Source organism: Meridianimarinicoccus sp. MJW13 (assembly GCF_014901205.1).
Lineage (GTDB): Bacteria > Pseudomonadota > Alphaproteobacteria > Rhodobacterales > Rhodobacteraceae > Meridianimarinicoccus.
In genome coordinates this window covers 160,804-178,543 of record NZ_JACNMU010000010.1, presented here as the reverse complement: position 1 = coordinate 178,543, position 17,740 = coordinate 160,804, and the positions used below count along the sequence as shown (strand labels likewise).

General features: G+C 64.6%; 17 protein-coding genes. 4 read left to right on the top strand and 13 right to left on the bottom strand.

The window, feature by feature from the left end; genetic code table 11:
* Positions 1-86 precede the first annotated feature (86 nt).
* The 6 genes from H8B03_RS17585 to H8B03_RS17560 form a co-directional block, all read right to left on the bottom strand.
* The gene (locus H8B03_RS17585) at positions 87-1,364 is read right to left on the bottom strand and encodes an ABC transporter substrate-binding protein (protein ID WP_193143204.1); all 1,278 of its coding nucleotides are present in this window, start codon (positions 1,362-1,364) and stop codon (positions 87-89) included.
* Between the two features lie 64 nt (positions 1,365-1,428).
* Positions 1,429-2,505 carry a branched-chain amino acid ABC transporter permease gene (locus tag H8B03_RS17580; protein WP_193143203.1) on the bottom strand — a complete coding sequence of 359 codons (1,077 nt, stop codon included), beginning with the start codon at positions 2,503-2,505 and terminating at the stop codon, positions 1,429-1,431.
* Positions 2,506-2,804: 299 nt separating this feature from the next.
* On the bottom strand, positions 2,805-3,053 hold the full coding sequence (locus H8B03_RS17575; RefSeq protein WP_193143202.1) for a hypothetical protein: 249 nt from the start codon (positions 3,051-3,053) through the stop codon (positions 2,805-2,807).
* A 138-nt stretch (positions 3,054-3,191) separates the two neighbouring features.
* Positions 3,192-4,178, bottom strand: a complete 987-nt coding sequence (locus H8B03_RS17570) for a branched-chain amino acid ABC transporter permease (RefSeq protein WP_193143201.1) — start codon at positions 4,176-4,178, stop codon at positions 3,192-3,194.
* 101 nt (positions 4,179-4,279) lie between these two features.
* Positions 4,280-5,101, bottom strand: a complete 822-nt coding sequence (locus tag H8B03_RS17565; RefSeq protein ID WP_193143200.1) for an ABC transporter ATP-binding protein — start codon at positions 5,099-5,101, stop codon at positions 4,280-4,282.
* Complete coding sequence (locus H8B03_RS17560) at positions 5,098-7,071, bottom strand: AMP-binding protein (RefSeq protein WP_226926070.1); 1,974 nt, start codon at positions 7,069-7,071, stop codon at positions 5,098-5,100. The genes H8B03_RS17565 and H8B03_RS17560 overlap by 4 nt, the downstream gene beginning before the upstream one ends.
* Positions 7,072-7,252: 181 nt before the next feature.
* Between H8B03_RS17560 and H8B03_RS17555 the strand changes: the two genes are divergently transcribed.
* Complete coding sequence (locus tag H8B03_RS17555; protein ID WP_193143228.1) at positions 7,253-7,399, top strand: hypothetical protein; 147 nt, start codon at positions 7,253-7,255, stop codon at positions 7,397-7,399.
* A gap of 12 nt (positions 7,400-7,411) precedes the next feature.
* Here H8B03_RS17555 and fdhF read toward each other — a convergent pair whose 3' ends face one another.
* The 7 genes from fdhF to H8B03_RS17520 form a co-directional block, all read right to left on the bottom strand.
* Entirely contained in the window at positions 7,412-10,186 is a 2,775-nt protein-coding gene (fdhF, locus tag H8B03_RS17550) for a formate dehydrogenase subunit alpha (protein ID WP_193143198.1), read from the bottom strand.
* A 108-nt stretch (positions 10,187-10,294) separates the two neighbouring features.
* Entirely contained in the window at positions 10,295-10,660 is a 366-nt protein-coding gene (locus H8B03_RS17545; RefSeq protein ID WP_193143197.1) for a DUF3775 domain-containing protein, read from the bottom strand.
* 78 nt (positions 10,661-10,738) lie between these two features.
* A complete protein-coding gene (locus tag H8B03_RS17540) occupies positions 10,739-11,482 on the bottom strand; it encodes an SDR family oxidoreductase (protein ID WP_193143196.1) in 744 nt (247 codons plus the stop codon).
* Positions 11,479-12,060, bottom strand: a complete 582-nt coding sequence (locus tag H8B03_RS17535) for a DUF3833 domain-containing protein (protein ID WP_193143195.1) — start codon at positions 12,058-12,060, stop codon at positions 11,479-11,481. Before H8B03_RS17535 ends, H8B03_RS17540 begins: the two co-directional genes overlap by 4 nt.
* Positions 12,057-13,304, bottom strand: coding sequence for an MFS transporter (locus H8B03_RS17530; RefSeq protein ID WP_193143194.1), 1,248 nt, complete (start codon positions 13,302-13,304; stop codon positions 12,057-12,059). Before H8B03_RS17530 ends, H8B03_RS17535 begins: the two co-directional genes overlap by 4 nt.
* A complete protein-coding gene (locus tag H8B03_RS17525) occupies positions 13,301-14,056 on the bottom strand; it encodes a DUF1365 domain-containing protein (protein WP_193143193.1) in 756 nt (251 codons plus the stop codon). Before H8B03_RS17525 ends, H8B03_RS17530 begins: the two co-directional genes overlap by 4 nt.
* Positions 14,053-15,345 (bottom strand): NAD(P)/FAD-dependent oxidoreductase, encoded by a 1,293-nt coding sequence (locus H8B03_RS17520; RefSeq protein ID WP_193143192.1) that lies wholly within the window; start codon positions 15,343-15,345, stop codon positions 14,053-14,055. The genes H8B03_RS17525 and H8B03_RS17520 overlap by 4 nt, the downstream gene beginning before the upstream one ends.
* 256 nt (positions 15,346-15,601) lie before the next feature.
* Between H8B03_RS17520 and H8B03_RS17515 the strand changes: the two genes are divergently transcribed.
* The 3 genes from H8B03_RS17515 to H8B03_RS17505 are packed head-to-tail and all read left to right on the top strand — an operon-like array spanning position 15,602 to position 17,737.
* On the top strand, positions 15,602-16,108 hold the full coding sequence (locus H8B03_RS17515) for a sigma-70 family RNA polymerase sigma factor (protein ID WP_193143225.1): 507 nt from the start codon (positions 15,602-15,604) through the stop codon (positions 16,106-16,108).
* 9 nt (positions 16,109-16,117) lie between these two features.
* Entirely contained in the window at positions 16,118-16,759 is a 642-nt protein-coding gene (locus H8B03_RS17510; RefSeq protein WP_193143191.1) for a ChrR family anti-sigma-E factor, read from the top strand.
* Between the two features lie 42 nt (positions 16,760-16,801).
* The gene (locus H8B03_RS17505) at positions 16,802-17,737 is read left to right on the top strand and encodes an AEC family transporter (RefSeq protein WP_193143190.1); all 936 of its coding nucleotides are present in this window, start codon (positions 16,802-16,804) and stop codon (positions 17,735-17,737) included.
* Positions 17,738-17,740: the final 3 nt, after the last annotated feature.

Genomic DNA, 17,740 nt, shown 5'->3' with positions numbered 1-17,740 from the left:
CCGGGGCGCAGCGGCCCCTGTTTCTTCTTGGCAAAAATACTCATGCGCCCCGGCGGCAGCCAGTGCCGCCGCCGGGGCAGAGGGATTTACTCGCAGCGCGCCGCGATGTTGTTCTCGGCGGCAAAGGCCTCCGAGTCCTCGATCACCAGCGGTCCGGTCACATCATCCTCGGGGGCGATGAAATCGGTCAGCGGCACCCAGACCTTGGCGCTCGCGTCCCATTGCTGGACGATGCCCATGCCCGATCCGCCGTGGTTCTCGCAGGACACGCTGAACTCCGGCCCGATGCCCGCCATGCCCAGGGCTTCCATCTTGGCCGCGGTCATCTCCAGCGCTTCCATGCCGTCCCGCATCTGCGCGGCGGTGATGTCGGCGGTGCCGTGAAGTTCCTGCGCGGTCTTGGCCGCTTCCACGGCCAGCATCGCCGCGTACATGCCGCGGGTATACAGCACCGATCCCAGGTTGGAGCCGTCCCCGGCCGCCATCCCGGCATCATGCACATGGGTCTTGATGTCGGCGAACACCGGCAGATCGCCCACCTTGTTCATGTTCAGCGCCTTGTAGCCATTGGCCGCTTCGCCCGCCGGCGTCACGTCATGCTCGGCGCCGGCCCACCAGTTGCCGATGAAGTTTTCCATCGGGAAGCGGATGTTGGCGGCTTCCTGAACGGCAACCTGGTTCATCACGCCCCAGCCCCACATCACGACATAGTCGGGACGCTCGCGGCGAATCTGCAGCCACTGGCTTTTCTGCTCCTGGCCGGGATGATCCACGGCGATGGTGGTCAGATCGAAGCCGTATTTCTTCGACAGCTCCTCAAGGGTGCGGATCGGTTCCTTGCCATAGGCCGAGTTGTGGTACAGCAGCACGATCTTCTTGCCGTCCAGGCTGTCGCCGTTCTCGCTCAGCAGGTACCTGATGGCCACACTGGCCGCGTCCCAATAGTTCGCCGGATAGTTGAACACATGGCTGAACACCTTGCCGTTGGCCGCCGAGGTGCGCCCGTAGCCCATGGTGTGCAGCGGAATGCCATCGGCGGTGACCTTGGGGATCAGCTGGTAGGTGATGCCGGTGGACAGCGGCTGATAGACCAACGCGCCTTCGCCCTTGGTCGCCTCGTAGCATTCGACACCTTTTTCGGTGTTGTAGCCGGTCTCGCATTCGATGACCCGTGCCTGCGCGCCGCCGATGCCGCCGTCGCGCGCGTTCACCAGGGCAAAATAGTCCTGGTATCCGTCCGAGAACGGAATGCCGCCCGCCGCGTAGGGTCCGGTCCGATAGCTGAGATCCGGGAACACCAGATCCGCCAGCGCCGGACCGCTCGCCAATGCGCCCATCAGCGCCAATGCTGTCAATTTCTTCATGTCAGTTTCCTCCCTGTTGTTTGTTCCGTGCCGATCTTCCAACCGGCACGGGCGGTGGGCCCCCTCAGTGCGGGAAAGGCCACAGCCGCAGTTTTTCCTTTGCAAGCTCCCACAGCCGGGCCAACCCATGCGGCTCGGCGATCAGGAAGCCGATGATCAGCGCCCCGACGATGACCAGTTCCAGATGCGCCGCCAGCGCCGTGTCCCAGCCGAAGCCGCCGACCAGCACGTTTTTCAGCAGCACCGGCAGCAGCACCATGAAGGCGGCCCCGGCCAGCGATCCGAAGATCGACCCCAGCCCGCCGATGATGATCATGAACAGCACCAGGAACGACTTGTTGATGCCGAAAGCCTCGCCGACCTCGACCGCGCCCAGGTAGACCGAGAAGAACAGCGCCCCGGCGATCCCCACGAAGAACGACGACGCGGCAAAGGCGGTCAGCTTGGCGCGCAGCGGGTTCACCCCGATGATCTCGGCGGCGATATCCATGTCGCGGATCGACATCCAGGTGCGGCCCACGGTGCCGCGTGTCAGGTTGCGCGCCAGCCAGGCCAGCACCACCAGGAACACCAGGCAGAACAGATAGGTTGCCCAGGCGCTGGTGTTGGGACCGGTGACCGGCACGCCAAAGACGGTGCGCTCGGGCGCGCTGATCTGGCCCGAAGCGGAATAGTTGTAGAACCACGGCACCCGGTTGAAAAGCCAGACCAGGAAGAACTGCGCCGCCAGCGTCGCCACCGCCAGGTAGAAGCCCTTGATTCGCAGGCTCGGCAGGCCGAACAGCACGCCCACCAAAGCCGTGACCGCCCCGCCCAACAGCACGCAGAACGCGATGTTGAGATCCGGAAACGCGGTCATGAACTTGTAGCAGGCATAGGCGCCCACGGCCATGAAGCCGCCGGTGCCAAGGCTGACCTGCCCGCAGTACCCGGTCAGGATGTTGAGCCCGATGGCCGCGATCGCCCAGATCAGGAACGGCAGAAGGACCGCGTTGGCCCAATAGTCGTTGACGATGAACGGCACCACCAGGAAAGCCACCGCCAGCACCGCGTAATAGCGGTAGCGGTCGAAGGCGATGGGAAAGGTCTGGTTGTCGGCGACATAGCTGGTCTTGAAGTCACCCGCTTCACGGTAAAACATCTCCGCTCCTCCTCAGGCCGCCGCGGGGCGCGGCGCCCCGGTCCGGGAACAGGGATACGACCCGACCGGCCAAAGCCGACGGTTCAGGTCAATCCCTTGATGTGCATTGGTTTTCTTGGTGTTTGTTGCGGGGGTAAAGCAGGTGGATCGGGCCGGAACGCCCCCCCGGAAACGGGAATGGGACTTCCAGCCTCCACCGGAAGTCCCACCCGTTTGATCGTGCGCAGCCAGCGGGCCTGAAAGCACCGCGTGCACTACGATCACATGTCCGCCGCTCGCTCCTCCTCGCGCAGCAGACGTCAACTCGTGGCTTGCTGGTACTCCTCTTCCAGCCGCGCCCGTGCCGCCGCGCGACGCCCGTGCATCCGTGGCGACAGGCGCATGATCTGGACCCAGCCAAACAGACCGGCACCGAGACCCAGCAGGCAAAGGACGAAAGTGATCGGATGCGTGGACCGGTCGCCCATCACGCCAGCTGCCGCGATGAACCCATAAGTCCAGAACGCCGTGAAGCCGACAACCGTGACGATGGCCCAGATTTTCTTCATCCAATGTATCCCTTGACAACTGTGCCGCCAATACGCGGCATTCCGTTGCGGGCGGAGATTGCCCCACTCGCCCCCCATGCGTCAAGCGCATATCTGCCATGCATTTTTGCTGCGCTGCAGCATTTTCCAGCAACATGGTCATACTCGCTCGATAATCTTTTCGCCGAACAGGCCTTGTGGCCTGAAAACAAGGAACAAAAGCGCCAGAACATAGGCGAACCAGTTCTCGGTGGCGCCGCCCACAAGCGGGCCAATCATGAACTCGAACAGCTTCTCGCCGACGCCGATGATCAACCCGCCGACGATGGCGCCGGGAATCGATGTGAAGCCGCCCAGCATCAGCACCGGCAGGGCCTTCAGCGCGATCAGCGACAGCGAGAACTGCACCCCCGATTTCGTGCCCCACATGATGCCCGCGACCAGCGCCACGAAACCGGCGATGGACCAGACCAGCACCCAGATGAACTGCAGCGAGATCCCCACCGACAGCGCTGCCTGGTGATCGTCGGCCACCGCGCGCAGCGCCCGGCCCTGCTTGGTGTATTGCGAAAAGGCCACCAGCCCGGCCACGAGGATCGCGGCGATGATCGTGGCGGCAATGTCCAGCCGGTCGATGAAGAACCCGTAGCCGAACCAGTTGTAGGTGGTCGTGTCGATGAACTCGGATAGGCCTTGCGGCAGCCCCACATCCATCTTCTTGATGTCCGACCCCCACATCAGGTCGCCGACCCCTTCCAGAAAATAGGCCAGCCCGATGGTGGCCATGAACAGGATGATCGGCTCCTGGTTGACCAGGTGTTTCAGCACGAAGTGTTCGATCAGGATGGCGAGCCCGATCATCACCCCGATGGTCAGGATGATGGCCACGATGGCGGGCAAGTGCCAGCCGAAGTGATGGATCTCGGTGCCGAAGACCGCGTTGATGAGGTGCGCGAATGGCACCTGTCCCTGCTGGATGCCGACCAGCGTCAGCGCGGCGAACAGGGCCATCACGCCCTGCGAATAGTTGAAGATGCCCGAGGCCTTGTAGATGAGCACGAAGCCAAGCGCGACGAGCGCGTACATGACCCCGGCCATCAGGCCGTTGAGCATGACCTCCATGGCGAAAAGAACCTGATCAGGCATGGGAACGGCCTCCATTCGCGGGGATGTCCAAGTGTTTCGGTCGCAATACACCGGCCAGACGGATTCCAGACGATGTCCAACGGGCGTTCGGGCGGCAGATCTCAGTCATGGGCCACCCCCAGGTAGGCATCGATGACCTCTTTGCTGGCGCGCACCTCGTCGGGGGTGCCGTCGCCGATCTTCTTGCCGTAATCCATCACCACCACCCGGTCGGACAAATCCATCACCACGCCCATGTCGTGTTCGATCAGGGCGATGGTGGTGCCGAATTCGTCGTTCACATCCAGGATGAAGCGGCACATGTCCTCCTTCTCCTCGACATTCATGCCCGCCATGGGCTCGTCCAGCAACAGGATCTTCGGCTCGGCGGCCAGCGCGCGGGCCAATTCGACCCGCTTCTTCAGGCCATAAGGCAGGCGGCCCACCGGCGTCTTGCGGATGTGTTCGATCTCAAGAAAGTCAATGATTTCCTCGACCTTGCGGCGGTTGGCCACCTCTTCACGCTCGGCCTTGCCCCACCAGATCGCCTGCTCCAGCAGACCGGTTTTCATATGGGTCAGCCGGCCGGTCATGATGTTGTCCAGCACCGACATGCCATCGAACAGCGCGATGTTCTGGAAGGTACGGGCAATGCCCTGACGCGCCACCTGATAGGGGCGCATCGGCGGCCGTTTCTTGCCGTGGAACAGTACGTCGCCTTCCTGCGGATTGTAGAACCCGCTGATCACATTCAGCATCGACGACTTGCCGGCGCCGTTCGGCCCGATGATGGCACGGATCTCGCCCTCGCGGATGTCAAAGCTGATGTCCTTGATCGCGATCACACCGCCAAACCGCAAGGTGATGTTGCGCATCTCCATCATCACACCACCGATGGTGCGGCCATCCGGGGTGACGAAGCTCTCTTCGGGAAAGGCGGTCATTCGGCGGCCATCCTGTTCTCTGTCGGGTAGACCTTGGCGTCGCGCAGTTCCAGCGTCGCGCTGATCGAGCCCTTGCGCCCATCCTCATACGTCACTTCGGTGACGGTCGAGACCTTCTCGGACCCGTCGTAAAGCCCCGCGATCAGATCGGCGAATTTCTCTTCGATGATGCGCCGGCGCACCTTGCGGGTCCGGGTCAACTCACCATCGTCGGCATCCAACTCCTTGTGCAGCACAAGGAATCTGTGGATCTGGCAGCCCGACAGCATGGCATCATTGGCAAGGCTGGCGTTGACCTCTTCCACGTGGGACTGGATCGTATCCAGCACCTTGGGATGGCCGGCCAGTTCCTGATACGAGCCATAGGCGATGTTGTTGCGCTCGGCCCAGTTGCCGACGGCGGTCAGGTCGATGTTGATGAAGGCGGTGCAGCGGTCGCGGCCATTGCCAAAGACCACCACTTCCAGAATATCGGGATAGAACTTCAGCTTGTTCTCGACGTATTTCGGCGCGAACAGGCGGCCATCGGCCATTTCGCCCACGTCCTTGGCGCGGTCGATGATGCGCAGATGCCCGGACTCGGGGTCGATGAACCCGGCGTCCCCCGTGGCCACCCAGCCCTCGGCATCCTTGGTCGAGGCGGTGCTTTCCGCGTTGCGATAGTATTCCACGAAAACGCCCGGCGAGCGGTAGAAGACCTCGCGCGTGGCATCGTCGATGCGCAATTCGACCCCCGGTGTCGGCGTGCCGACGGTGTCCGAGAAGACCTCGCCGTCGCGCTGCTGGGTGATAAAAACTGAAGCCTCGGTCTGCCCGTACAATTGCTTCAGGTTGATCCCAAGAGAGCGGTAGAAGTCGAAAATCTCCGGCCCGATGGCCTCGCCCGCCGTGTAGCCGACGCGCACCCGCGACAGGCCCAGCGTGTTCTTCAGCGGGCCATAGACAAAGATCTCGCCCAGCCGATAGGCCATCCGGTCGCCGCCCGACACGGGTTTGCCATCCAGAATTGCCGGGCCAACGCGGTGGGCCACGGCCATGTATCTCTTGAACAGCCAGCGCTTGAAACGACCCGCGTCCTCCATCCGGATCATGACCGAGGTCAGCTTGGCCTCGAACACCCGCGGCGGGGCGAAGTAATAGGTTGGCCCGATCTCGCGCATGTCGGTCATCATCGTGTCCGCGCTTTCGGGACAGTTCACGCAGAACCCGCACCACATCGCCTGCCCGACCGAGAAGATGAAATCCCCGACCCAGGCCATGGGCAGATAGGCAAGGATTTCTTCGGACTGGCGCAGATGATCGAATTCGGCAGAATTCTTGGCGGTTTCGATGATGTTGCGGTTTGACAGGACCACGCCCTTGGGCCGCCCCGTGGTGCCCGAGGTGTAGAGCATCACGCAGGTGTCGTCATAGCCCAGAGCATCCGTACGGCGCTTGATCTCGGGCTGGAACGCGTCGCGAGCATCGCGGCCCTTGTTCTGCAACTCGGTATAGGCGGTCAGATGCTGGTGGTCGTATTTCCGCAGGCCGCGCGGATCCAGATAGATGATGTGCTCAAGGTGGCGAAGGCTGTCCTTCACGTCCACCATCTTGTCGACCTGCTCCTGGTCGCCGGCGACGACGAAACGGGCTTCGCAATGTTCCAGAACGAAGGCGATCTCGTCGCCCACCGCATCCTGGTACAGCGGCACCGGTACCGCGCCGACCATCTGCGCCGAAATCATCGCCCAGTACAGCGCCGGGCGGTTGCGGCCGATGATGGCGATCTTGTCACCGGGTTGCGCGCCAAGGGTCATGAACCCCAGCGCAAGCGCCTCGATTTCGGCAGCGGCCTCGGCCCAGGTCCAGGCCTGCCAGATGCCGAGATCTTTTTCCCGATAGGCCGGGCGATCCCCATAGTGGGCCGCATTGCGGGCCAGAATACGCGGAATGGACGCCAGTTCCCCGGCGGCCTGGGCAGTTGATGCCAAAGTTAATCCCTCCCTGATCCCGGTCTGTGCCGGGTTGACCGCCCGGCTGACAGGCCCGAGTTCTGACCCCATAATCGCGGCTCTGGGCGTCAGGTCAAATGATTTTTTGAACGTTCGTTTATTTAATTTGCGACACGGGCGCGCAGGGACATGCTAATCATCCCGTATGGATACGATCGCGATGACCTACTATGCGGCGATCTGCGCCGCGCTCAGCCTTTTGTCCCCGGCCATCGGCGGGGTGATTCCCCGCGTTTTGGCGGGTGTTGTGGTGGGCATGGCCGCTGCCGTCGGCCTGCCCACGGTGAAAGCCATGCTGGGCCTTTGACCCAGCGGGCGGCTATTGCGCCGCGACCGTTTCGGCCCTCTCCACCCGCACCGCCGCATATTTGAACTCGGGGATCTTGCCGTAGGGGTCCAGCGCCGGGTTTGTCAGGATGTTGGCGGCGGCTTCCACATAGGCAAACGGCAGGAACACCATGTCGGGGCTGACTGCGCGATCGGCCCGCGCCATGACGGTGACGCTGCCGCGACGCGTGGTCAGCCGCACCAGCCCGCCCGGCTCCACCCCCAGTTTGCGCAGGGTTGACGGGTGCAGCGAGCAATTGGCCTCGGGCTCCACCGCGTCCAGCACCGTGGCGCGGCGGGTCATCGAACCTGTATGCCAGTGTTCCAGTTGCCGCCCGGTGGTCAGCACCATCGGGTACTCCGCATCCGGCGATTCTGCCGGGGCCACGATGGCGGCGGGTGTGAAGCGCGCCCGCCCGCCAGCGCGCGGGAAGCCGTCGCCAAAGACCACCGCCTGCCCCGGATCCTCGGGCGAGAGGCTGGGATAGGTGACAGCCCCCTCGGCCTCCAGCCGCTGCCAGGTAATGTTGTCGAGGCTTTTCATGCCGCGCGTCATCTCGGCAAAGACTTCGGACACATGATCATAGGACCAGTCCAGCCCCAGCCGCTGCGCCAGCGCCACGGTGATTGCCCAGTCGGGTCGCGCTTCACCCGGCGGGGTGACGGCAGCACGGCCCATCTGCACTTGCCGGTTGGTGTTGGTGACGGTGCCGTCTTTCTCATAGAACGCCGCAGCGGGCAGGATCACATCGGCGTAATTCGCGGTTTCGGTCAGGAAAATGTCCTGCACCACCAGATGTTCCAGCTTGGCCAGCGCATCGCGGGCGTGTTCCACATCCGGGTCGGACATGGCCGGATTTTCGCCCAGGATATACATGCCCTGCACTTCGCCCGCGTGCACGGCATCCAGGATCTCGGTCACCGTCAGGCCCTTCTCGGACGAAAAATCGCCCGTCTCCCAGATCTCGGAGAACGCCGCGCGCACGCCGTCGTCCGTGACCGGCTGATAGTCAGGCAGGAACATGGGGATCAGACCTGCGTCCGATGCCCCCTGCACGTTGTTCTGCCCGCGCAGCGGATGCAGCCCGGTTCCGGGCCGCCCCACCTGCCCGCACATCAGCGCCAGCGAGATCAGGCAGCGCGAATTGTCAGTGCCGTGGATGTGCTGCGACACGCCCATGCCCCAGAAGATCATCGCTGCCCTGGCCCCGGCGAAATCGCGTGCCACCTGCCGCAGGGTTTCGGCGGGGATGCCGCAATGGGGCTCCATCGCCTCGGGCGAAAAGGCTTTCAGATGCGCTTTCTCGGCTTCCCAGTTCTCGGTGTAGGCCTCGATATACTGGCGGTCGTACAGCCCTTCCTCGACGATCACATGCATGATGGCATTCAGCATCGACACATCGGTGCCGGGTTTGAACTGCAGCATGTGGGTCGAGAACCGGCGCAGGCCCACGCCGCGCGGATCCATGACGATCAGCTTGCCACCGCGCTTGGTGAACTGCTTGAAATAGGTCGCCGCGACCGGGTGGTTCTCGACCGGGTTGGCCCCGATGACGATGGCCACATCGGCGTGTTCGATCTGGTTGAACGTGGCCGTCACCGCCCCCGAGCCGACGTTTTCCATCAGCGCCGCCACCGAAGACGCATGGCACAGCCGGGTGCAATGATCGACGTTGTTATGGCCGAAGCCCTGCCGGATCAGCTTCTGGAACAGATAGGCTTCCTCGTTGGTGCATTTGGCAGACCCGAAGCCGGCAACCCGGCGACCGCTGTCGTCACGCAGCCGCGCAAGGCCACCGGCGGCGGCGTCCAGCGCTTCCTCCCATGTCGCTTCGCGGAAATGGGTCAGCAGGTTGCCGGGATCGACGTTCAGCCCCTTGGGCGGCGCATCCTCGCGGCGGATCAGCGGCTTGGTCAACCGGTGCGGATGGTGGATGTAGTCGAAGCCGAAGCGGCCCTTGACGCACAGACGGCCTTCGTTCGCCGGGCCGTTGATCCCGTCAACGCGCACCACCTTGTCGTCCTTGACCTTCAGCGAGACCTGGCAGCCGACGCCGCAGAACGGACAGATCGAGGCAACCTCGGCGTCAATGTCCCGGCTGTCGCCGCGTTGTGCCGTATCCAGCACGGCGGCGGGCATCAGTGCCCCGGTCGGACAGGCCTGCACGCATTCCCCGCAGGCCACGCAGGTCGAGGCCCCCATCGGGTCGGCCATGTCGAAAACCGGATAGGCATCCGCGCCGCGGCCCGCCATGCCAATCACATCGTTGACCTGCACCTCGCGGCACGCCCGCACGCAAAGCCCGCACTGGATGCAGGCATCCAGGTTGACCGCCATGGCGATGTGGCTGTCATCCAGCAGCGGGATACGGTCGGCGCGCTTGGGCGGAAAGCGGCTGCTGTCGACCTGTACGGCGTCGGCCATGTCGAACAGATGCGCCCCCGCGTCATGGGCAACGTCGCGCGGCGGCTGGTCGGCGGCCAGAAGCTCCATCACCATGCGGCGGGCCTGGGCTTCGCGCGGTTCGGCGGTGGTGACCACCATGCCCTCGGTCGGGGTGCGGATGCAGGAGGCCGCCAGCGTCCGCTCGCCCTCGATCGCCACCATGCAGGCCCGACAGTTGCCATCCGGGCGATATCCCGGCGCGGGCTTGTGGCACAGATGCGGCAGGGTCTTGCCGTGACGCTGCGCCACCTCCCACAGGGTTTCCCCGTCGCGTGCCGCGACTTCGGTGCCGTCTAGCGTAAAACGAATGGTGCCGGTCATGCTGTGCCCCTTGCAGTCGTCAGACACAGTCTAGGCGCATCGGCCCCGACTCGGAAACCCGAAGCGACGCCGCGCGCGCAATTTCCGCCAAACCGCCGGCACGCGGGCCTACATCAGATCCTGTTCGGCATCACCGGGGTCGATGCCCAGGGCCTCAAGCCCGCTTTCCAGATAGTCGGCCAGCAGGTCGGTGCCCACCAGGTAGGCTGCCGTGGTGGATGGGTCTTCCCGGCTGGCCGTTTCATAGGCCTCGTCATATTCGTCGGCGCTGAAACTGTCGCGCCCAACCCATGTGACGGCCACAAGGCTGTATTTCTCATCCTCGGTCAACGCGTCGATGAAGGCGCGCAATTCCGCCTCGGCCGGCCCCGACCGGCCCGCCAGACCGTCGTGGGCACCGACAGAGGTGGTTTCCCCCATTTCCCGCGCCAAGAGGATGACCTGGGCGATCGTATCCGCATGAATTTCTGGCATTGGTCCCTCCGCGGTTGCTCTACAGCCTTGGGCCAGATTAAGGCCGTGGTCCTTGATCCAGCGCAAGTGGACAATGGATCACGTCTTGGCGGCGAACAACCGTTTGTAAAGACCATCGGGCAGAAACCGGCTAAGCCGGAACACCAGCGAGAACCCCCAGGGAAAGTTGGCCGAGAACCGCGTCCTGCCCATGTGGCGCAGCATCCGCGCGGCGGCGTCGTCAGGCTCCATCCGGAAGGGCATGTGAAACTGGTTCTTGTCGGTCAGCCGGGTGCGGATGAAGCCGGGGTTCATCAATTGCACCGCGATGCCGGTCCGCGCCAGGTCCAGGTACAGGCTTTCGGCCAGCGACATCACCGCAGCCTTGGACGGACCATAGCCAATGGCACCAGGCAAGCCGCGATAGGCCGACAGGGACGACGTCAGCACGATGTGACCGGCGTCCCGCTTCAGAAACTGCGGCAGCACCGCACCGACCACGCGCAGCGCGCCGGTATAATTGGTGTCGGTCATGGTGACGGCCCGATCGGTGTCCCAGTCGGTGGCCTTCATCGGCCAATAGGTGGCCGCCAGAAAGACCAGCCCGTCGATCTCGCCGACCTCGGCCGTGGCCTGGGCCACCGACTCCGCATCGGTCACATCCATGGGCACGGCGCGGGCCGGGCCGGGCAGGCTGTCGGCCAGTTCGACCAGCGCGTCCTTGCTGCGGGCGCTCAGCACCAGCTCGGCGCCCTCGGCACTCATCCGTTGCGCCAGGGCCTTGCCCAGCCCGTCTGACGCGCCCACCAGCCAATAGCGTTTTCCGGTCCAGTCGCGGGTCATTCGGCGGCGATCTGCTGTGGGTCGGACCGGGGCCGCATGGTCGCCACCAGTTCGGCCACCTTGATGCCGAACTTGCGAAACTGGCTGCGGTTGATGATCGCGCCGTTCTCGGCCAGATACATCCAGTCGATGACGTCCAGCACATGGCCGCCGGCGGTCTCGGGCAGGCGGATGCGATACTTCAGGCAGACCGTGGCACCGGACTGGCGGCCCGTGGCCTCGCCCAGAATATCAGGGGCCGTGCCGGAGATGCTGCCATCGTTGCCCAGCGTCAGGCGCCATTCCCGCTCCTGCCGGTTGCCATTGTCATAGCGAAAAGATTCCCGCAGCACGCCGCTGCGACCGGTCCAGTCGCCCTGCATGTCGGCGACAAATCGCGACGTGACCCGCCCCGTGGGGCCATAGATCACGCCTTCGCACAGGATCGGCCCCTGCAGCGCTTGCCGGATGTCCAATTGGGGCTGGGTGCCGGCGTAGTCCCTGGGGGCCTGGGCGCGGAACGACCACAGGCTTTGCACCAGAAAACCGGCGGCCAGCGCCAGCACCAGCCCCGCCAGAAGAAATACCAGATCGGTCATGAACGGACCTCGTCGATTGGGGTCGCGGCCAGCAGCGCCAGCGCGACAAGTTTCAGAACACAGGGCAGAAGCCCGTAGGCAAGGGTCAGCGTCCACAGTGCGGAGGCGTCGTTTTCGGCCCCCGACCGGAAGCCCACCACATCCAGCAGCGGCAGCAGCACCACCGCGGCCAGCGCCAGGCAGAGTTTCGTCACCAGCGCCCACAGGCCGAAGCCCTGCCCGCCGTTGGGGGCGACGGTGGCCATCCGGCGCGCGAACAGGGCGGGCAGCAGGGTCAGGTCGGCCCCGATACTGGCCCCGGACACCACGCAGATCACGGCGAACAGCGCCACGTCGCCCGCCCCAAGGGTCAGGGTTCCCGCGAACGAGACAATGGCCAGACCCATGGCCAACTGCAGTGCGCGCCGCGCGCCCCAAAGGCCTGCCAGCCAGCCCCATCCGGGGGCCGAGGCAGCGGCAGAGAGAAAGAACAGCACCAGCAGCGGCCCCTCCCACCCCGGCGCACCGAGACGGCTTTCGACGTAGAACAGGAACAGGGTCGAGGTGACCGCCAGCGGCGCGGCGTTGACCAGCGCCAGCAGCAGCAGGCGGCGGGCGGGATGGTCCGAAAGGATGCGGCGCAGCGGTACCGGGGGGCTGTCGCTGTTGGCCTGTTGCTCCCACATCGGGGCCATGGCCAGCGCCGACAGCGCCACCACCGCGACAAACCCCCAGGCAAAGACGGCATAGGGTGCCGCAACCATCCCGGTCAGCAGGCTGGGCGCGACCGCGGCGGTGCAGACCCCCGCCAGCGCGCCGCTTTCGCGCCACGCGGCCAGTTGCACATGCCCACCGGGCAGGCTTTCAGCCCGACGCACACCCTGCGCGTAGAACCCGATGGTCAGGAAACTGAAGGCCGAGAACAGCCCGGTGACGGTCAGCGCGAACCACACCAGCGGCGGCAAGGGCGGCACCACCGCGAACAGCCCCAGCATCGACAGCGCCAGCAGGCCTGCGCCTGCGGCCATCGCCACGCCCCGCCGCGCGCCCAGACGTTCGGACACCCAGCCAAGCGCAGGATCCTGCACCACGTCCAGCAGCCGCAGCCCGAACAGCACGACCGCCAGCGCAGACAGGCTGGAGCCATAGGTGTCGGCAAAGAACTTGGGGGCATAGATATAGATCGGCAGCCCCGCCCCCGACAGCATGGCACCATACAGCGCCCAGGGCAGCAGGCGCGGGGTTGCTGCGACGGCGGTGTTCATCGCGAGACCTCGTCCGCAGGCGGCTCGGGCCGCACGTGCCAACGCGCGCCTTTCCACCACAGCACCAGCGCCTGCCAGTGGATCAGCCCCAGCACCCGGCGCGACCCCAGCGGTCGCCGCAGCGCCGCCCACAGGATCGCCCGATTGGTCAGCCGCTTCCGCCGTCCGGTCAGCGTGGCCATCAATTGGGTGTCGCCGTGGCGGTAATCGATCCAGATACCCAATCGATCGTCGCGAATGTCGAAGCGGAAGCGGTAGTCGCCCGCGACCGGCTGAAACGGCGAGACATGGAAGATCTTCTGCGCCGACAGTCGTTCATGCCGGGTAATTGGGCGCTGATCGGGGTGGTGACACAGATAGGAATGGCGGTCGCCGTAGGTGTTTGTGACCTCGGCGATCACCGCGCGCAGGCTGCCGTCGCGCCCGTGACACAGCCAGAAGCTGACCGGGTTGAACACATGACCCAGCACGCGCGGTTGGGCCAGCAGCAGGATGTCGCCATCGGCCTTGTCCAGTTGATGGGCCTGCAGAACCTCGCGCGCCCAGTCCGCGCCACGCCCTTCGCCCGGCGCGCCGCCATGATCACGGTCGTGCAGCGCGGTCAGGTTGCGGCCATTGCGCGAAAACAGCGCCGGGCCCTGCGCCTGTGCGGGATCCAGAAGGCAATAGTCCACGCTGTAGCGAAAGGCGTTTTCCACCTTTCCCTTGCGGCCATGGAAGGTCAGCCCGGGTATGTGATCCACATGCCTCATTCCGCCGCGATCTGCAGCGGCGTCTGCAGCCCCGCGACCACGTCCAGCGCCGAGGCCAGCCCGTCTTCATGGAAGCCGTTGCGCATCCAGGCGCCGCAGAACCATGTGCGGTTCTGGCCGTTGCGCGCCTTCAGCACCTGCTGCGCGGCCAGCGCGCCCACGTCATAGACCGGATGGTGGAAAGTGGTGGTGTCGTGGATGGTCTCGTCACGAATGTCGCGCACGGGGTTCAGGGTGACAAACATCGGATCATCTTTCGGGATCGGTTGCAGCGCGTTCATCCAGTAGCTGAGCGAAATGCGATCGGGGCGCGCGCCTGCGGCTTCGGTATAGTTCCACGCCGCCCAGCAGCGTTTGCGCCGCGGCATCAGGCTGGCATCGGAATGCAGCACCGCCGTGTTGGGCTGGTAACGGATGGCCGACAGCGCGGCCTGTTCCTGCGGGTCGGCATCCTGCAAAAGCTTCAGCGAGATGTCGGAATGGGTGGCCAGAACAACCTCGTCGAAGTCCTCCCACCCCTGACCCTCGGTCGCGACCTGCACGCCAAAGGGGGTGCGGGTGACGCCGGTGACCTTGGTGCCGGTGCGGATATCGACGCCGCGCGCGGTCATGCTGGCGTGCAACCGCCGAACGTATTCCACAGACCCGCCGCGCACCGTGTACCACTGGTGCTGCCCGGTCGCGGACAGCAGCGCGTGATTGCGGAAGAACCGCACAAGGGCTGCCGCCGGAAACTCCAGAATGCCATGGGTCGGCGTCGACCAGATCGCCCCCGAGAACGGCAGGATGTAATAGTCGCGGAACCACGCGCCGGTGCCCAGCTTGTCCAGCAGCCCGGCGATGGTCATCTTTTCGTCCTCGACCAGTGCCTCGGCCTTGGCATTGAACCGGGCGATGTCGCGCAGGAAGCCCCAGTACCGCGGATCGGCAATGTTCCGGCGCTGCCCGAAGACACTGTCGAGCGAGTTCAGCGCATATTCGAACCGGCCGCCATCCACAGAGGTGGCAAAGGTCATCTGCGCCTCGGCGGTGGGCACATCCAGTTCGTCGAACAAGGCCCGCAAGTTGGGATAGGTGGCGTGGTTGAAGACGATGAACCCGGTGTCCACCGGCTGATCGCCACGCTTGCCCGCCAGCACCGTGCGCGCGTGGCCGCCCAGCCGGGGCTCGGCCTCGATCAGGGTGACCAGATGGTCGCGCGCTAGGGCGTGCGCCGCCCCCATCCCCGAGATGCCGCCCCCGATGACAGCGATGCGTTTGGCAGCATGGGGAAGACGATCATAGGGCATTAGCGAAACTCCGAAATCAGAAGGAACTTGCCCCTTAGTACGCGCGCCAGCGCCCGCTGGATGAAAAACCGTGCGCTGAAACGGAAAATAAGTGATCCGACCCGTGGGCTGGCGCGTCTAACGAACAGATGCTCTTGCTTGCGGGCCGAATATGTCGCTAGACGATATGATCACCATATCGAACGGGGCATGGCACACCTGTCGTGAGAGCAGCTTGACCGAAGACGACCGACCGGACACGCAATGGGTCGACTGTATGGCGCGCATCCGAAGCGCGCAGGACCAGACGGCCTTTGTCGCGTTGTTTCGACATTTTGCCCCGCGCGTGAAGGGGTTCCTGATCAAGTCCGGCGCCAGCGACAGTCTGGCCGAGGAAGTGACTCAAGAGGTGATGGCAACCGTGTGGCAGAAGGCGCATCAATACGACGAGACCCGCGCCAGCGTGGCCACGTGGATCTTCACGATCGCGCGGAACCGCAAAATCGACCTGCTGCGCAAGCTCAACCGGCCCGAGCCGGAAGACATGCCCTGGGGTCCCGAGCCGGAACCGGAACAGTCCGAGGTCCTTGTCATCCAGCAGGAAAGCGCCCGCCTGACCGCGGCCCTTGCCGACCTGCCCGAGAAACAGCGCCTTCTGGTCGAACGCGCCTATTTTGGCGACCTGTCCCACAGCGAGATCGCTGCGGAAACGGGTTTGCCACTGGGCACGATCAAATCGCGCATTAGATTGGCGTTGGAGAAGCTGCGCCACGAGATGAGGTAACCCAGGCCCATGGTTCAACACCATATCCCAGACAAGTTCCTGATGGCATATTCGGCAGGTGTCCTGTCCGAAGCCTTCAGCCTTGCCGTGGCCAGTCACGTATCGCTGGACGACGAAAGCCGCGCGCGACTTGAAACATTCGATGCCGTGGGCGGTGCGGTGCTGGACACCGCGCCCGCAGCCACTGTCTCGGACGACTGCCTTTCGGCCACCCTGGCTCTGATCGGCGGGAAGATGCCCGACGCAAGGCCCGCCGCCCCCCGGCCCGACGGCCTGTTTCCGACGCCGCTGCGGGACTATATCGGCGGCGATCTGGAGGCGGTGAAATGGCGCGGCGTCGGCATGGGCGTCAAACAGGCGATCCTGAATACCTCGGACGAGGCCTCCGCGCGGCTGCTGTACATTCCCTCGGGCACGGCGGTGCCGGATCACGGCCACAACGGGATCGAACTGACCCTTGTCCTGCAAGGCGCCTATCGCGACGAGGGCGGCGAATTCCATCGCGGCGACATCGAGGTCGCCGACGAATCCGACGAACACACGCCGATCGCCTTCGGGCCGCAGGACTGCATCTGCCTTGCGGTGACCGACGCCAAACTGCGGTTCACCTCGCTGCTGCCACGTCTGGCGCAGCCCTTCCTGCGGATCTGAACACCTCTTGCACGGCTGCGCCTTCGGGCGTAGCTCGGGCATATGCTGACGATTGCCATTGCCATCGCGCCGATCTTTGCCCTGCTGGTGCTGGGCAATGTATTGCGGCGCAAGGGCATTCCCAGCTTCGAATTCTGGACCCTGAACGACAAGCTCGTCTACTGGGTGCTGATGCCGGCGCTGCTGTTTCACCAGACGTCAACCGCGCATCTGGATCCGGCCATGGTCGGCCCCTATGCGGTTGTGATCCTTGGTGGTTTCGTCGTTGCGGTGATCTACGGGCTGCTGGCGGCACGGGCCGCGAAGCTGCCCGGTCCGGTGGCCAGTTCGCTGCTGCAAGGGGCATCGCGCCACAACACCTTTATCGCGTTGGCGGCGTCCGAGCAGTTGCTGGGGGCCGAGGGGCTGGCGCTGGCCGCCCTGGCCTCGGCCATGTATATCCCGGTGACCAGTTTCGTGATCGTGCCCTGCATGGTGGGGTTACACGCCGACCGATCCGAGTCGGGCCTGTTGCGCCGCATTGTGCGCGATCTTGCCACCAACCCTTTGATTCTATCGGTGCTGGCGGGGCTTCTGGCCAACGCCACCGGGCAGACCGCGGTGCCGGTGCTGCACGAAACCACCCGCATCCTGGGATCGGCCGCGCTGCCGATCATGCTGCTCAGCGTCGGGGCCAGCCTGAAGGCACGCCAGTTGACCGCCGCCGTGCCGCTGACCCTGTTGTCGGCCGTGGGAAAATTTCTTCTGTTTCCCACGGTGGTGGTCAGCCTGTCCCTGTTGATGGGGCTGACCCAGACTCAGATGACCGTGGCGCTGATCTATGCGGCGGTGCCCACGGCCACATCGTCCTACACGCTGGCGCGGCAGATGGGCGGCGACAGTGCCGCCATGGCCGCGATCATGAGCCTGCAGACGGCCATGTCCTTTGTCACCATTCCGGTGACGCTCAGCCTTGTGGCGCGATTGCTGGGCGGTTGAGGG